We start from the raw sequence: 16,036 nt of genomic DNA on the forward strand, positions 1-16,036 counted from the left end.
CTGTAACGGAAAGCGAGAGGAATCCCGTGAAAATTAATCGATATGGAACACAACCAGTAAATCCTTACAAGAAAACATATGAGAAACAAACGTTGCAATCAAATCAAGCAAAATCAACTGATAAAGTCGAAATTTCTAAAAAGGCAATCGAAATGCAAAAGGTGCCGAATATCATGAAAGAACGCCAAGATAAAATAGACCAAATTAAAAAAAGCATTGAAGCTGGAACATATCAAGTAGATACAAAGGGCATTGCTGATAAAATGCTGAATTTTTATAAACAACAATAACAAAAGGGAGTAGCGTGAATGTCAGTTAAAATAATCATTGAAGAGCTGCATCGTCTCTATGGATTGCATGAACAGCTTTTGAAGCTGTCGAAAGATAAAACAGAAATGCTGAAAAGTAATGAGATTGATGCTCTTTCAGAGGTTCTGAATTTAGAGCAAAAATATATTCAGGCCATTTCTCAATTAGAAGAAAAAAGAATTGAAGCGACAGTTCAATTTTTACAAAATGATGAACCGCCAACCATCACCGCTTGTATCGAAAAGGCTGAAGGTTCGGATCAAGAAGAGCTCATTTCGTTATATGACAAATTAAAAGACATCATGGTGGAACTGAAAGATGTAAATGAACTGAACAAACAGCTCATTCAGCAGTCGCTTCAATTTATTTCACTGACATTCGATCTCGTTAACCCTAATAAAGAAAATATGAATTACGGACAAAATGGTCTTGAGAGTTCAAAGCCTAAACAGCAGAGGGCTTTGTTTGATTCAAAGGCGTAAACAAGGAGGATACCAATGGGTTCTACATTCATGGGACTAGAAACGGCAAAAAGAGGAATCACAGCCCAGCGTGCAGGGCTTTATGTCACATCAAACAACGTCTCCAATGCAAATACAGATGGCTACTCAAGACAAAGAGTTACCTTTAAAGCAGATAATCCTTATCCAGTCATTTCAGTTTATGACGGCAAGACATATGGCCAAATGGGGACAGGAGTTCAAGTTGGAACCGTTGAAAGAATTCGAGACAGCTTTTTAGATCTGCAATTCAGAGATCATAACAATAACTTGTCCTACTACTCAACAAAATCTGATGCCCTTTCGCAAATGGAGGGAGTCATGAATGATTTGACGGATGAAGGCTTAAACAGAGCTTTTGATAACCTTTGGAAATCATTGCAGGTCCTATCCGAAACCAAAAATGCTGATACAGCGTCTGCGCGTACAGTTGTTAAAACCAGTGCACAGGCTTTAGTAGATCAATTCCGTCTACTTAATTCTTCTTTAACAACGATACAGAAGAATTTAAAAACAGAACTCGATTCAACAGCCAAAAATGTGAACACGATTTTATCTCAAATAGATGAAGTGAACAAACAGATTGCAGCAGTTGAGCCAAACGGATATCTTCCAAATGATCTATATGATACGCGTGATGCGTTGGTAGATCAATTATCTTCACTTGTTGATATTAAAGTGAGCTACAATCCATCTGGCGGAAATGCACTCAAAATTGCAGAAGGAACTGTCAACATCGACATTATCGGTGCAAATGGACAATCTGCTGGAACGATTTTGAATGGCATTACGAACGAAAAATCTGAACTGCAAATCTCGTATGATAATACAACGGGACTTGTTAACTCACTTCAATTCGGAACAACAACCATTGCAGCAGATCAGCTTCAAGTGAATGGTAAAGTAAAAGCACTTGTTGAGGCTTATGGCTACATGTCAAATGGTGCTGAAAAAGGCATGTATCCAGACATGCTTGCAGAGCTTGATGAAGTAGCACAAGTCTTCATGGATACATTTAATGATGTGCATAAGCAGGGTTACACATTAAATGGCACAAGTGGACAAGACTTTTTTGATATCGAGAATAATAATGATCTGAATAAAGGTTTAGCTGCTCGTATCAAAGTGAGTGATGTTATTTTAGCATCAACAGATAATATTGCAGCATCTCTCAATCAAACAAAAGGTGACGGTTCGAATGCTACGAAATTAGCTGGTATTCAAGACTTAAAGGTACCAATCGGCGGCAATACAACGACGATCCAGGATTACTACCAAAATGTCATTGCTGAGATGGGGATTCAAGGGAAAAAGAACATAACGCTAGAAAGCAGTTCAGCCGCTCTTGTCAATTCAGCCAATGAGCGTAGAATGTCAACGAGTGCTGTTTCCATTGATGAAGAAATGACGAATATGATCCAATTTCAGCATGCATATAATGCAGCTGCGAGAGTTGTGACATTACAAGATGAAATATTGGATAAAGTAATAAACGGCATGGGTGTCGTAGGAAGGTAGGTATAACTGATGCGAGTCACACAAGGTATGATTTCTCAAAACTCACTTCGTAATATTAGTAAAAGTTATGAAAAACTTTCTAAAATAAATGAGCAAGCACAAACAGGGAGACGTTTCACAAAAACGTCTGATGATCCCGTTGCAGCAGTAAAAAGCCTTCAATATAGCACAGCAATGTTTCGAAATGATCAATATCAAAAAAACTTAAATGAAGCACAGAACTGGATTGATACATCTGAAACAAGTGTCACTGAAATCATTGATATTATGTCAAATGTACGAGATAAAGTGCTTGATGCGGCTAATGGAACAAAGCAGCCAGAAGATTTAGCAGCTGTCGGCGTGGAAATTGGTCAGATGAAGAAACAAATCATTGACGCGATGAACACTCAGATGTTAGGTAAGTTCGTATTTAATGGAACAAATACAAATGTCAAACCAGTTGTTGAGAACGCAGATGGTACGTTTACGTTTAACTTTGAAAACTATACAGATGCAAATTCTGTTAAGTCGAACATTTCTGATGGTATCACTTTAAATGTGAACTCAAATCCAATTTCAGCGTTTGGTGGACAGTCTGCCAGCGGTCAAAATGTCATTGAAATGCTGACGGATTTAGAAAACTCATTGAAAAATGGAACGTTCGCAAATTCTGATGATGCGTTAGGAAGTATCGATCAGTTTAAAGAAGTGATGAGTGCTGAGCGCTCGGACTTAGGAGCCCGTTCAAATCGTGTTGACTTAGTAGGCAGTCGCTTGACTTCACAATTCGAAGTACTGAAAAATGCCAAATCAGATAATGAAGATGTAGAAAGTGAAAAAGCAATTATTGATCTTCTTCAACAAGAGACTGTGAATAGAGCTGCTTTAGCAACGACGGCTAAAGTTATTCAGCCATCCCTTGTCGATTTCTTAAGATAATAAAAAGCATCCGTTGGGTGCTTTTTTGCATCATGGAGGTGAACCTATATGCAAATCCCTAGATTGTTAATGCAACAAACCTATGCAAAGCTGCAAATGTCGACAACTCCTTCTCGGCAAGAAGTAGAGCAGCCAAGAGCAGACCTTGAGATTCAGCAGCCCAGAGCCGTCATGAATATGACAAGGACACCGTCAAAGTTAACAATAGATCAAACCGAAGCATTTGCCGATATGGATATCAAGTCAATTTTTAGGCGTTCTGAAGAATGGGCAGCTGAGGGGAAACGTGCTGTTGGAGAGGGAATGGGCCGAAGAGCGGAAGAAGGCAGTGAACTCATCAAGATCGAGAATGGTGGGAATGCAATTGCCGAGTTTGCCAAAATCAATGGCACTCCTCCAGCCAAACAATTCAATATTGGTGTGATCCCTTCATTCTTTAGTGTGAAAATTCACTATCAGCCATCTGAGCTTCAAATTGAAGTGGAGCCTCAAAAAGCTATTATAGAGGCAACGCCTCATAAACCAATCGTTAACTACCAGCCAGGTAAGGTCAATATTGATATGTTACAATACCCAGATTTAAAAATAGAAGTTGACGAAACGGGCCAAAATGGTGATAAGGTATAGTTAAGAAAAATGAAAAAGGTCGTGAATTATGATCATTCAAACAAAATACCATGGTGAAGTGACAATCAAAGAGGAGCAAATCATCAACTTCTCTAATGGAATACCAGGATTTCTGGATCAAAAACAGTTTGTCATTTTACCTTTATCAGAAGAGTCTCCATTTTTAGTTCTTCAATCATTGAAAAACGCAGAGTTAGGCTTTATTGTCAGCAGTCCGTTTTTATTTTTCAATCAATATGAATTCGATCTAGACGAAACGGTCGTAGATATTCTAGAAGTAGAAGATGCCAATGATGTGGAAGTTATGGTGATTTTAACAATGGAATCTTCTATTGAAAAAACGACAGCCAATTTAAGAGCGCCTATTATTGTGAACCGGAAAAACATGAAAGCCAAGCAGGTGATTTTGCATGATTCATCCTATCATACAAAACATTTGTTAGAGGTGGCATCCTCATGTTAGTTCTCTCGCGTAAATTAAACCAGTCGATTCAAATTGGCGATGATATTGAAGTCAAGATTATTTCGATCGAAGGCGATCAAGTGAAAATCGGGATTGAAGCTCCTAAGCACATTGATATTCACAGGAAAGAAGTGTACCTGTCTATTCAAGAAGAGAACAGTCGTGCTGCGAGTTTATCCGTAGATCTCCTCTCTCAATTATCCTCACAAAAAAAGTGAGGATTTTTTTATCTGATTCAGCTATCCTTCTCCACGTTTCTGTGTGGATGTTCACCATCTATATGAAACTTTAACAAATCGGTCCATCTATATTTAATTTGAAAATTCCAAGCCGATATAAAAGGTAGATTAAAGCACAGGAGCTGAATAACTATGTCTGTTGGTAAGTTGACATCGCTAGAGCCAATTATCGATGCATTTCAAACCCGTGTTTCTAATAACCAGAATGACAATGCAAACTCTGATTTACAAGCAAATGGCAAGGTCGTTTCAAAAGAAGAAATTGAAAAAACGCTTCAAGGCGCAAACAAGCTGATTGAACCCACTCAATTTCATCTGCAATTTGAATTACATGAAAAACTCAATGAATATTATGTCAAAGTCGTAGATAACCAAACAGAAGAAGTCATTAGAGAAATTCCTTCCAAGGAATGGCTTGATTTCTATGCGGCAATGACAGAAATTGTCGGTTTATTTGTAGATAAAAGAATGTAAGTGAAGGGAGAACATAAAAAATGGTCAATCGAATTACTGGATTTTCAAATGTGTTTGATATTGATGAAATCGTATCAAAACTCATGAAAACTGAGCAAGCACCAATTGATAAAATGACACGCCAGAAACAAACACTTGAATGGCAAAGAGACAGCTATCGCGAGGTTAACTCGAAAATCAAAGAATTAGATGATTTGATCAACAGTTTAAACTTAACGCGTCCAAGTACATATGGCGCAAAAAAGGTGACAAGCTCTAATGAATCTGCTGTCACAGCAACTGGGTCAACAAATGCGACCTCTGGCTCTATTCATGTCACTCAACTAGCGACAGCTTCCGTCTTCAAATCTTCTGGTACATCTGGATTTACACCAGCAAACGGCACGTTTACTTTTGAGGTGACGACACCAGATTCGACAAAACCGAAAATGGTGACGATCAATACTTCTGATACCGATACAATTGATAACATTGTGTCAAAGCTAAACAACGCGCAATTAGGTGTGACGGCTTACAAAGGCCAAATCTTTGATGGAACGAACTACGTGGATACAATTGCTCTTACTTCTCGGATAACTGGTGAGGGTGTCAGTATTAAAGCAGCTGATGGCAATTCGGCTTCATTTTTAACGCAATTAGGATTCCAAGTAGATGGAGATAACAAATTAGTTGCGACCACTCAAGGACAGAAGGCACAATACGAGATTAACGGTCTGAAAATGGAAAATAACAACAACACATTCACACAGGCTGATATTACGTACGAACTTAAAGGAACAACGGATCAGCCTGTCAGCTTAAACGTTTCAACAGATGTGGATGCAATCTTTGATAAAATTAAACAATTTGTTGATAAATACAATGAGCTCGTTGAGCAAATTAATGGTAAAGTCAATGAAAAGAAAAACAGAGACTATCAACCATTAACGGCTGAAGAGAAAAAAGGGATGTCTGAAAAAGAAATAGAGCTATGGGAAACGACCGCGAAGTCTGGCTTGCTGAGAAGTGATTCCATTTTACGATCTGGTGCCTCTAAAATAAGAAGTGATTTTTATGCTAATATTACGACAAGTGATGCGAATAAAATTCACCTCACACAAATTGGTATTGAGACATCATCCAAGTATAAAGATGGTGGAAAGCTGGAATTTAGTAAGGATCTTAATGGAGTAGAGAAATTAAGAAAAGCCATTGAAGAAGACCCGGAGAAAGTCAGACAAATGTTCATCTCAGGTAGTTTAAATGTGGATTCAAAAGATAAAGACAAAGCCCAGCAGCAATATCAAGAACAAGGAATCATTTATCGTGTCAAAAATTCCTTAACTGCCTTCACGAAGAGCATTCAAACAAAGGCGGGAAGCACAACGATGGAATTAAAGGAATACGGACTTGGTAAGGACCTTGATTCTTTGACCAAACGAATGGGTACGTTCCAAGACCGTTTGAAGATGGTTGAAGCCCGTTACTACAAAAAGTTTAACGCCATGGATAGCGCGATTCAAAAGCTAAACAACCAATCGGGCTATCTTTCTCAACTGCTTGGACAATAATTGGAGGTTTATAACATATGGCAATTCAGAACCCTTATGCCGCCTATCAGAAAAATTCTATTGAGACTGCAACACCTGCCGAGTTGACGCTTATGCTTTATGAAGGTTGCTTAAAGTTCATTAGACTCGCGAAGTATGCCATTCAAAAAGAGGATGCAGAAACGAGAAATGTGAACCTGAAAAAGGCTCAAAACATCATTCAAGAATTAAATGTCACCTTAAATCGTTCTTATGACGTATCAAATAGTATGGCAAGTATGTATGATTACATTTATCGCAGATTGATTGAAGCCAATCTTCAAAATGACGAAGAGATGTTGAATGAAGTAGAGCAATACGTAACTGATTTTCGTGATGCGTGGAAGGAAGTTATTCAAACCGATCGAAAAGGGCGCCACCACTCTATCGGGGGATCTCTATGAGTATTGTGGACCAGCTGCATGACCAAACATTAAAAATGGCAGCCGAAATAACGGCAAATCCGCAAAGTGACACCTTGGTTGAAGACTTTGATGCCTTTTTAATTGAGAGAGATGAATTAATGAGAGATATTCAGCATGAGCTGACGGATCAAGAAAAAGAAAAAATCAAAGAAATCATCCAAACAGATCAACAGATGGCGAAGCAATTAACTGTGATCCAAAACGGCATAAGAGCAGATATTCAAGCCATTCAAAAAAAGAAAACGAAACAGCTGAATTATCAAAATCCATACCAGCCTATGACGAGTGACGGCGTATATTACGATAAACGGAAATAATTAGGTGAGACCTGTGGCGTATCGTTCAGATGACTATATTTTATTAACCACATATTATGAACTTCTATTTACGATAGAAGAGAGTCTAAAATATTTAGATGAAATTGAGAAGGATTTTGCTAAAACAGAAGGGGATCGGATCTTTAATGATCTGATCCATGCCTTCTTTCATTTAGAGACAACACATCCCCTTCTGCTTTCAATTATAGAAAATGAGCACTTTGCCAAAACGATTCGTTCGTTTGATCAAATTTTTTTAAGTTTTGATATACTAGCTTTCTATACATTCCCTTCAATACACTTCCAATCATTCCTTAAAGCATATTTTATACCTGAATATAGAAAGTGGATGGATGAAATACATGCCTGTATGAGGCCGTATGTCATTCATTAATTTTTGTTCAATTCAGACTTTCGGAGGAAATTATGAGACTAAAAAATCAATTTTTATTTGGGCTTATTGTCATATGTATATTGTTTGTCAGTATTTTAGGGTTCTCAAGCTTTATCTATTACAAAACAGATCAATCCTATAAGACTCTTCTTAGCAAAGAAGTAAAGCTTTATCAAACCTCACTGGAATTAGAGGCACTTTTGCAAAAGCAGGAAGCACAAATTAAAACATATGTTGTCGTGCAAGATGCTGAAAATTTACAGAAAATTGAGCAAACATATGAAGAGATTAATAAAAAAACAACGGAAGCTACAAAAATGAGCTCTGTCAAACAAGCAAAAAATCTATTAGATCAAATCTCAGAAAAGAATTATCTCTACTACACCTCAACGAACCGACTATTTAATTCATTGAATATGCAAAATCAAAAAGAATTCAACACACGCCTCAATCAAGAATTACAACCTATCGAACAAGAAATACATACCTTTACAAAAGAATTTGCTCAAACCCAGTTGAAGCAACGTGACCAAAAAATCAATCAGCTCAACCAAGACAGTAATCAATTACTATTTACTCTCATTCTAGTTAGTGCGGTCATTATTGTTGGCTTTTTGTTGATTGGGACAAGATTCGTTTATCGTATGACAAAGCCGATTGTGTCTGTCACAAATGCTGCGAGAAGGATGGCAGATGGTGACCTTACACTTGAAGAGATTGAAGTGACCTCTAAAAATGAGATTGGTCAACTCGGTACTGCTTTTAATCAAATGACAAAGCATTTGCGTCAGCTCATTTTACAGGTGCAACATGGATCAAGACAATTAGCTGATTCTGCTACTCAGTTTGAGGAAACGATTCATCAAACCATATCGGCAAGTGAGCAGACATCTAGCTCGATTGAACAGGTCAGTGAAGCTTCACGTGAACAATCAGACGCGGTCGGAAAAGTAGCTTCTGCCATTCAAGAAGTCTCGACTGGTATGCAAAATGCAGCTAAACACACATCCGATGTTTCGGGTCACTCAATTTCAGTGACTGAAAAGGCTGAAGAGGGTGCAGCGCTTATTCAGCAATTCGTAAAACAAATGAGCTCTATCAAAGCGTCTGTGAATGAGCACCATTCCACAATGGCTCATGTACAAGCCCAGTTTACAGGCATTGAAGATTTGTTAGGTCATATTCATGCCATCGCTGATCAAACGAATTTGCTTGCTTTAAATGCTGCTATTGAAGCGGCAAGAGCAGGAGAGCATGGGAGAGGCTTTGCGGTGGTAGCAGATGAAGTGAGGAAACTGGCGGAAGAATCTAGTCAGCTGACAGATCAAATTAGTCAATTGCTCGCGAACGTGAACAAAGATACTGAAAAATCATCACATTCGATGAAAAAGGTTGAGCAGGATGTAGCAGAAGGTGTGAAAGTATCGCAATTGTCAGAACAGAGCTTTCATGAAATCCTGGAATCTATTCGTGATATTTCGATGAAAGCAGAGGAACTTTCAGCTACTGCAGAGGAGATTTCAGCTAGTACAGAGGAAATATCTCAGACGGTTGGGGTCATTGAAGAAGGAGCCAAACGCAATTCAGAAGAGACGGAGTACATGTCTGCGGCTGTTGAAGAATCATTGGCAGCAAATGAAGAAATGAAAGCAGCGGCGGAGGATTTAAAAACCTTATCTCAATCGCTGAAAACATCAATATCATCTTTCACCATTTAAATGTGCGCTGGTCTTTTTCAAGAATGAGCCGAATATATATTCATCACCTATCAAGTAACAATTGATGCACCGCAAAATTCGACAAATTTCAATAAAAATTCACATTTTTTTTACGTTTGAGCAGGAGAAAAGGAGGGAAAAGTAGAAATAGGTTTACATATCCTTAATTTTAAAGGAGGCGTTCTTTACATGAATTACAATGTCAGAGGAGAAAACATCGACGTAACACCTGCACTAAGAGATCATGTCGAGAAAAAAATTGGAAAGCTGGAGCGTTATTTTGAGACAGACGTAGATGCTTCAGTCAACGTGAACTTGAAGTTTTACAATGATCAAGAATCTAAAGTTGAGGTTACCATTCCAATGACTGATCTAGCACTTCGAGCTGAGGTGCATAATGAAGATATGTACAATGCAGTAGACCTAGCAGCCAGTAAATTAGAACGTCAAATTCGAAAACACAAAACAAAAGTAAACCGTAAATTCCGCGAACAAGGTGCCAAAAAGCACTTATTTGCTGGAGGAAATGGGACGGCTGACGTAGCTGTTCAAGATGACGAAGAAATTGATGAAACAGAAATCGTCAGACAAAAACGTTTCAATTTAAAACCGATGGATAGCGAAGAGGCCATCCTTCAAATGAACATGTTAGGTCATAGTTTCTTCGTCTTCACAAATGCTGAGACAAATTTGACCAATGTGGTCTATCGCCGAAATGATGGAAAATATGGACTCATTGAGCCAAACGCTTAATCTGATCTAAAAATAACCTAAAAAAAGTAAACCCGTTCCCTCTATGAGGGGCGGGTTTTTTGTGTGAAATCATTGCAAATTCTTTGGAAATGAAGGAAGGTATGGTATGATAAATGCAGGTAAATATGGACCTGTCAATCTTTTGGACATGCCGAAAAATTGCATGAAATAGAGGAGCGTTATTATATGCTTGGAATCTTAAACAAAGTGTTTGATCCTACGAAACGTACGATCAGCAAATATGAAAAAAAAGCAAATGAAATTGAAGCTCTCGCTCAAGATTTCGAGAAATTATCTGACGAGGCTTTACGAAATAAAACGATCGAATTTAAAGAAAAACTTGAAAAAGGACAATCCGTGGATGACCTGTTGGTTGAAGCATTTGCAACGGTTCGCGAGGCATCACGCCGCGTGACAGGAATGTTCCCATTTAAGGTGCAGCTCATGGGGGGGATCGCGCTTCATGAAGGCAACATCTCTGAGATGAAAACAGGTGAAGGTAAAACGTTGACTTCAACAATGCCTGTTTATTTAAATGCTCTTTCTGGAAAAGGCGTCCACATTGTGACAGTCAACGAATATTTGGCAAGTCGTGATGCAGAGGAAATGGGCAAGATTTTTGAATTTCTTGGCTTAACGGTTGGCTTAAACTTAAACAGCTTAGACAAAGATGAAAAAAGAGAAGCGTATGCCGCTGATATTACGTATTCCACAAACAACGAACTTGGCTTTGACTATTTACGGGATAACATGGTTCTTTACAAAGAGCAAATGGTTCAAAGACCGCTTCATTATGCCGTGATTGATGAGGTTGACTCCATCTTAATTGATGAAGCGAGAACGCCTCTTATTATTTCTGGACAAGCTGCGAAATCTACAAAGCTTTACGTACAAGCGAATGCATTTGTTCGTACACTAAAAATAGAAGATGATTTCACATACGATATTAAAACAAAAAGTGTTCAGCTGACAGAAAGCGGAATGACGAAAGCAGAAAAAGCATTCGGCATCGAAAACTTATTCGATGTTAAACATGTCGCACTGAACCATCACATCGCCCAGGCGCTAAAGGCACATGTTGCGATGCAAAAAGATGTGGATTATGTCGTTGAAGAAGGTCAAGTCGTTATTGTTGACTCTTTCACAGGACGTCTCATGAAAGGACGCCGTTATAGTGAAGGTCTGCATCAAGCCATTGAGGCAAAAGAAGGTCTCGAAGTGCAGAACGAAAGTATGACCCTTGCAACGATTACGTTCCAGAACTACTTCCGCATGTATGAAAAGCTCTCTGGTATGACCGGTACAGCGAAAACGGAAGAAGAAGAATTCCGTAACATTTACAACATGCAGGTTGTGACAATCCCGACCAATCAACCAGTCGTTCGTGATGACAGACCTGATTTAATTTACCGCACAATGGAAGGTAAGTTTAAAGCAGTGGCTGAAGATGTTGCGCAGCGCTATATGACAGGGCAGCCAGTGCTTGTCGGAACAGTAGCTGTTGAGACGTCTGAGCTTATTTCTAAGCTGCTTAAAAATAAAGGGATTCCTCATCAAGTGTTAAATGCGAAAAACCATGAGCGTGAGGCACAGATTATTGAAGAGGCTGGTCAAAAGGGTGCTGTCACCATTGCGACCAACATGGCAGGACGTGGAACGGACATCAAGCTTGGCGAAGGCGTCAAAGAGCTTGGCGGTCTAGCTGTAATTGGGACAGAGCGTCATGAATCACGACGTATTGATAACCAGCTGCGTGGACGTTCTGGTCGTCAAGGAGACCCAGGGATTACTCAATTCTATCTCTCCATGGAAGATGAATTGATGCGCCGATTTGGTGCAGAGCGTACGATGGCCATGCTTGACCGCTTTGGCATGGATGACACTACGCCTATCCAAAGTAAAATGGTGTCTAAAGCCGTTGAATCATCTCAAAAACGCGTTGAGGGGAACAACTTTGATTCCCGTAAACAGCTTCTGCAATATGACGATGTGCTTCGTCAGCAGCGTGAAGTGATTTACAAGCAGCGCTTTGAAGTCATTGATTCTGATAACTTAAAATCGATTGTGATCAATATGATTCAGTCTTCAATTGAGCGCGCTGTTGGTTCTTATACGCCGAAAGAAGAGCTTCCAGAAGAGTGGAAACTAGATGGTCTTGTTGAATTAATCAACACGAACTATTTAGATGAAGGAGCCATTTCGGTCAAGGATATTTACGGTAAAGAAGCAGATGAAATCACCTCCTTCATTATGGATCGTATTAAAGAAAAATACGATGCAAAAGAAGAAACATATGGCGACGAACAAATGCGAGAATTTGAAAAAGTCATCGTTCTTCGTGCGGTGGATTCAAAGTGGATGGATCATATCGATGCAATGGATCAACTGCGTCAAGGGATTCATTTACGTGCGTATGCACAAACAAATCCGCTTCGTGAGTATCAAATGGAAGGATTTGCGATGTTTGAGCACATGGTCGCTTCAATCGAAGATGATGTGGCCAAATATGTTTTGAAATCAGAAATTCAAAACAACTTAGAACGTGAAGAAGTCGTTCAAGGTCAAACAACAGCTCATCAGCCTCAAGAGGGTGATGAGGAGAAGACAGTGAAAAAGAAGCCGGTACGTAAAGTCGTAGACATTGGTCGAAACTCACCATGTCACTGCGGAAGCGGCAAGAAATATAAAAATTGTCATGGGAAGACAGAGTAAGTAATGGAAAGAGGTGAAAACCTCTTTCTATTCATGTCAGCCCTACATCTATGAGGTGAAGGATATGGAATTAGTAGAAATTAGACAAGAGCTTGAAAATATGGCTAGCAGGCTAGCTGATTTTAGGGGGTCTCTTTGACCTCGAAACAAAAGAAGCCAAAATTGCAGAACTCGAAGCGACCATGTCAGAGGCTGATTTTTGGAATGATCAGCAAAAGGCACAAGGCGTCATCAATGAAGCCAATGCACTAAAGGATAATGTGAATTCATACCATGAGCTCAGTGAATCTCATGAAGAGCTGCAAATGACACATGACCTGTTAAAGGAAGATTATGACGAGGAGCTTCATGTAGAGCTTGAGAAAGAGCTGAAGAACTTAACTAAGCAATTTAACGACTTTGAACTGCAGCTTCTCTTAAGTGAACCATATGATAAAAACAATGCCATCCTTGAGCTTCACCCAGGCGCAGGCGGTACTGAATCACAGGACTGGGGTTCTATGCTTCTGAGAATGTATACTCGCTGGGCAGAGCGCAGAGGCTTTAAGGTTGAAACGCTTGATTACCTTCCTGGTGATGAAGCAGGAATTAAGTCTGTGACATTGCTCATCAAAGGGCATAACGCATATGGATACTTAAAGGCAGAAAAAGGGGTCCATCGTTTGGTTCGTATTTCTCCTTTTGATTCATCTGGTCGTAGACATACTTCTTTCGTTTCCTGTGATGTCATGCCTGAGTTCAATGAAGAAATCGATATTGATATTCGAACAGAAGATATCAAAGTGGATACGTATCGAGCAAGCGGTGCAGGTGGACAGCACGTCAATACGACTGACTCTGCCGTTCGTATCACACACATTCCAACCAATGTCGTGGTGACATGCCAAACAGAAAGATCACAAATCAAAAACAGAGAACGTGCGATGAAAATGCTGAAATCGAAACTTTATCAAAGACGGATCGAAGAACAGCAGGCTGAATTGGATGAAATTAGAGGAGAGCAGAAAGAAATTGGCTGGGGAAGCCAAATTCGCTCTTACGTATTCCATCCGTATTCTCTTGTAAAAGACCATCGAACCAATACGGAGATGGGAAATGTTCAAGCGGTCATGGATGGAGATTTAGATTCATTTATCGATGCTTACTTACGTTCGAAATTATCATAAAAACTCGGCTTCTTGCCGGGTTTTTTTTATTGTGAGAAAATATAATGAATATAAAGGAATACATACGCCATACTGACTCTATATCCTTTGTATGATGAAATTAGCAAATAAAGGGGGAAATATTTTGGGATTAACAACATTACAAGAGACGTGGGATTTAGATGCCTTTTTTAAAGGAGGCAGCGCTTCACCAGAATTTAAAACATACTTGCAACACATTCAGCAGCTATTAGATGAATTACGACAAAAGGTCGATGCCTTTTCAAAAGAAGATACACACATTGAAAGCAAATTAACGTCTGTCCTTGACACGTATGAAACCACATATAAAAAACTGTCTCAAGCAGGTTCATTTGTTTCCTGTCTTCAATCTCAAAATACAAAGGATATGAAGGCTGGCAGTCTTCGAGGTACGATTGCTAAGCTGGAAGCTGATTTAGGTACCATTCTTGCGCTGTTTGATCAGGCGCTTGCTGCCATCTCTCCTGGAAAATGGGAGGATCTCATGAATTCAGAGGCCTTTTCAGATGTTCGCTACATATTAAATGAACGCAGAGAACGCGTGAAGGATCAATTGCCTGTTGAACAAGAAACATTGATTCAAAAGCTAGCCGTAGATGGCTACCATGCGTGGGATGAGCTTTATTCTAGCTTAGTGAATAAGATTACGATTCCGTTTGAACAACATGGTGAAACGCAGATGATCTCTGTCGGCCAAGCGGAAAATGCGATGGATGATTCAGACCGTGAAGTCAGAAAGGCTGTTTATCATAACCTAGAGCATGCATGGACGCAGGACGAACATCTATTTGCAAGCACGCTCAATCATTTGGCAGGTTTTCGTTTGCAAGTATATGAAGCAAGAGGCTGGGATCATATCTTAAAAGAGCCGCTTGAAATTTGCCGGATGAAACAAGAAACCCTTGATGCCATGTGGTCTGTGATTGATGAAAATAAGCAGCCATTCATTGATTATTTACATCGAAAGGCTGACATGCTTGGAGTGGATAAGCTAAGCTGGTTTGATGTTGGGGCTCCTATTGGCAGTGAGACCAAGATTTATCCGTATCAGGAAGCAGCTGCTTTTATTGTGAAGCATTTCGCTGGATTTGGAGAAGAGCTTGCTGCTTTTACAGAAAAGGCCTTTAATGAGCGTTGGGTAGAAGCTGAGGATCGCCCGAACAAACGAGTAGGCGGTTTTTGTACAAATTTCCCTGACAGCGGAGAGTCCCGCATTTTTATGACCTTCTCAGGCAGTCCATCCAATGTGGCGACACTTGCGCATGAGCTTGGTCATTCGTTCCATCAGGAAGTGATGCAGGATGTTCGCATTCTTAATCGCAAATATGCGATGAATGTAGCTGAAACGGCGTCGACATTCGCAGAAATGATTGTGGCTGATGCTTCATTGAAAGAAGCGGCAAATGAAGAGGAGCGCCTCAGCTTGTTAGAGGATAAGCTGCAGCGGAGTGTAGCATTTTTCATGAACATTCAATCTCGGTTCTTATTTGAACAGCGTTTTTATGAAGAGCGTAAACAAGGAGAAGTGCCGGCGGATCGGTTGAATGAGCTGATGGTAGAAGCGCAGAAAGAAGCCTTTGGTGACTCTTTAGATGAATACCATCCGCATTTCTGGGCGTCTAAGTTGCATTTCCATATCACAGGTGTACCGTTTTATAATTTCCCGTACACATTCGGCTACATGTTCTCCCTAGGAATTTATGCAAAGGCCTTGCAGGCTGGTACTTCGTTTGAAGAAAAGTACATTGCATTATTAAAGGACACAGCTTCAATGACAGTAGAAGATTTGGCCTTTAAGCACTTAGGTGTCGATCTTACCCAAAAAGACTTTTGGGAGGAAGCCATTAGCCTCGCTGTAGAAGACGCTGAAGAGTTTTTAGAAGCGACGAAAAAGTGAAAATGAAAAGCCCC

At 39.6% G+C, this 16,036-nt stretch carries 17 protein-coding genes; all 17 read left to right on the forward strand.

What is annotated here, in order from left to right:
- The first annotated feature begins 26 nt into the window (after positions 1-26).
- The 17 genes from flgM (at position 27) to MHH40_RS13225 (ending at position 16,022) form a co-directional block, all read left to right on the forward strand.
- Complete coding sequence (gene flgM, locus MHH40_RS13145; RefSeq protein WP_003213252.1) at positions 27-290, forward strand: flagellar biosynthesis anti-sigma factor FlgM; 264 nt, start codon at positions 27-29, stop codon at positions 288-290.
- An 18-nt stretch (positions 291-308) separates the two neighbouring features.
- Complete coding sequence (locus tag MHH40_RS13150) at positions 309-791, forward strand: flagellar protein FlgN (RefSeq protein WP_050944342.1); 483 nt, start codon at positions 309-311, stop codon at positions 789-791.
- A 15-nt stretch (positions 792-806) separates the two neighbouring features.
- The gene (gene flgK / locus MHH40_RS13155; RefSeq protein ID WP_003213544.1) at positions 807-2,327 is read left to right on the forward strand and encodes a flagellar hook-associated protein FlgK; all 1,521 of its coding nucleotides are present in this window, start codon (positions 807-809) and stop codon (positions 2,325-2,327) included.
- Positions 2,328-2,336: 9 nt separating this feature from the next.
- Positions 2,337-3,248, forward strand: a complete 912-nt coding sequence (flgL, locus tag MHH40_RS13160; protein WP_050944341.1) for a flagellar hook-associated protein FlgL — start codon at positions 2,337-2,339, stop codon at positions 3,246-3,248.
- A 48-nt stretch (positions 3,249-3,296) separates the two neighbouring features.
- Entirely contained in the window at positions 3,297-3,875 is a 579-nt protein-coding gene (locus MHH40_RS13165; RefSeq protein ID WP_003213106.1) for a DUF6470 family protein, read from the forward strand.
- A 28-nt stretch (positions 3,876-3,903) separates the two neighbouring features.
- On the forward strand, positions 3,904-4,338 hold the full coding sequence (fliW, locus tag MHH40_RS13170; protein WP_050944340.1) for a flagellar assembly protein FliW: 435 nt from the start codon (positions 3,904-3,906) through the stop codon (positions 4,336-4,338).
- Positions 4,332-4,556, forward strand: a complete 225-nt coding sequence (gene csrA / locus MHH40_RS13175; protein ID WP_003212955.1) for a carbon storage regulator CsrA — start codon at positions 4,332-4,334, stop codon at positions 4,554-4,556. The genes fliW and csrA overlap by 7 nt, the downstream gene beginning before the upstream one ends.
- A 153-nt stretch (positions 4,557-4,709) precedes the next feature.
- Positions 4,710-5,051, forward strand: coding sequence for a flagellar protein FlaG (gene flaG, locus MHH40_RS13180; RefSeq protein WP_003213002.1), 342 nt, complete (start codon positions 4,710-4,712; stop codon positions 5,049-5,051).
- Positions 5,052-5,071: 20 nt separating this feature from the next.
- Positions 5,072-6,601: a flagellar hook-associated protein 2 gene (locus MHH40_RS13185; RefSeq protein WP_050944338.1), complete on the forward strand. Its 1,530-nt coding sequence runs from the start codon at positions 5,072-5,074 to the stop codon at positions 6,599-6,601.
- Between the two features lie 17 nt (positions 6,602-6,618).
- Positions 6,619-7,023 carry a flagellar export chaperone FliS gene (gene fliS, locus MHH40_RS13190; RefSeq protein ID WP_003212886.1) on the forward strand — a complete coding sequence of 135 codons (405 nt, stop codon included), beginning with the start codon at positions 6,619-6,621 and terminating at the stop codon, positions 7,021-7,023.
- Positions 7,020-7,361, forward strand: coding sequence for a flagella biosynthesis regulatory protein FliT (fliT, locus tag MHH40_RS13195; RefSeq protein ID WP_050944337.1), 342 nt, complete (start codon positions 7,020-7,022; stop codon positions 7,359-7,361). Before fliS ends, fliT begins: the two co-directional genes overlap by 4 nt.
- A 13-nt stretch (positions 7,362-7,374) precedes the next feature.
- Positions 7,375-7,755, forward strand: a complete 381-nt coding sequence (locus MHH40_RS13200) for a hypothetical protein (RefSeq protein WP_003213093.1) — start codon at positions 7,375-7,377, stop codon at positions 7,753-7,755.
- Positions 7,756-7,787: 32 nt separating this feature from the next.
- Positions 7,788-9,473: a methyl-accepting chemotaxis protein gene (locus MHH40_RS13205; RefSeq protein ID WP_050944335.1), complete on the forward strand. Its 1,686-nt coding sequence runs from the start codon at positions 7,788-7,790 to the stop codon at positions 9,471-9,473.
- A gap of 189 nt (positions 9,474-9,662) precedes the next feature.
- Positions 9,663-10,226, forward strand: coding sequence for a ribosome hibernation-promoting factor, HPF/YfiA family (gene hpf, locus MHH40_RS13210; protein ID WP_003213481.1), 564 nt, complete (start codon positions 9,663-9,665; stop codon positions 10,224-10,226).
- 186 nt (positions 10,227-10,412) lie between these two features.
- Positions 10,413-12,938 (forward strand): preprotein translocase subunit SecA, encoded by a 2,526-nt coding sequence (gene secA / locus MHH40_RS13215; RefSeq protein ID WP_012011417.1) that lies wholly within the window; start codon positions 10,413-10,415, stop codon positions 12,936-12,938.
- A gap of 64 nt (positions 12,939-13,002) precedes the next feature.
- Positions 13,003-14,104 (forward strand): peptide chain release factor 2 gene (gene prfB, locus MHH40_RS13220; protein ID WP_106030063.1). Its coding sequence is split into 2 segments (ribosomal slippage): positions 13,003-13,074 and positions 13,076-14,104, totalling 1,101 coding nucleotides; the frame shifts between segments, so codons are not numbered across the junction.
- A gap of 124 nt (positions 14,105-14,228) precedes the next feature.
- Positions 14,229-16,022, forward strand: coding sequence for a M3 family oligoendopeptidase (locus MHH40_RS13225; protein WP_050944333.1), 1,794 nt, complete (start codon positions 14,229-14,231; stop codon positions 16,020-16,022).
- The last annotated feature ends 14 nt before the right edge of the window (positions 16,023-16,036 follow it).

It is taken from the genome of Bacillus sp. FSL K6-2431, from assembly GCF_038005165.1.
Lineage (GTDB): Bacteria > Bacillota > Bacilli > Bacillales > Bacillaceae > Bacillus > Bacillus pumilus.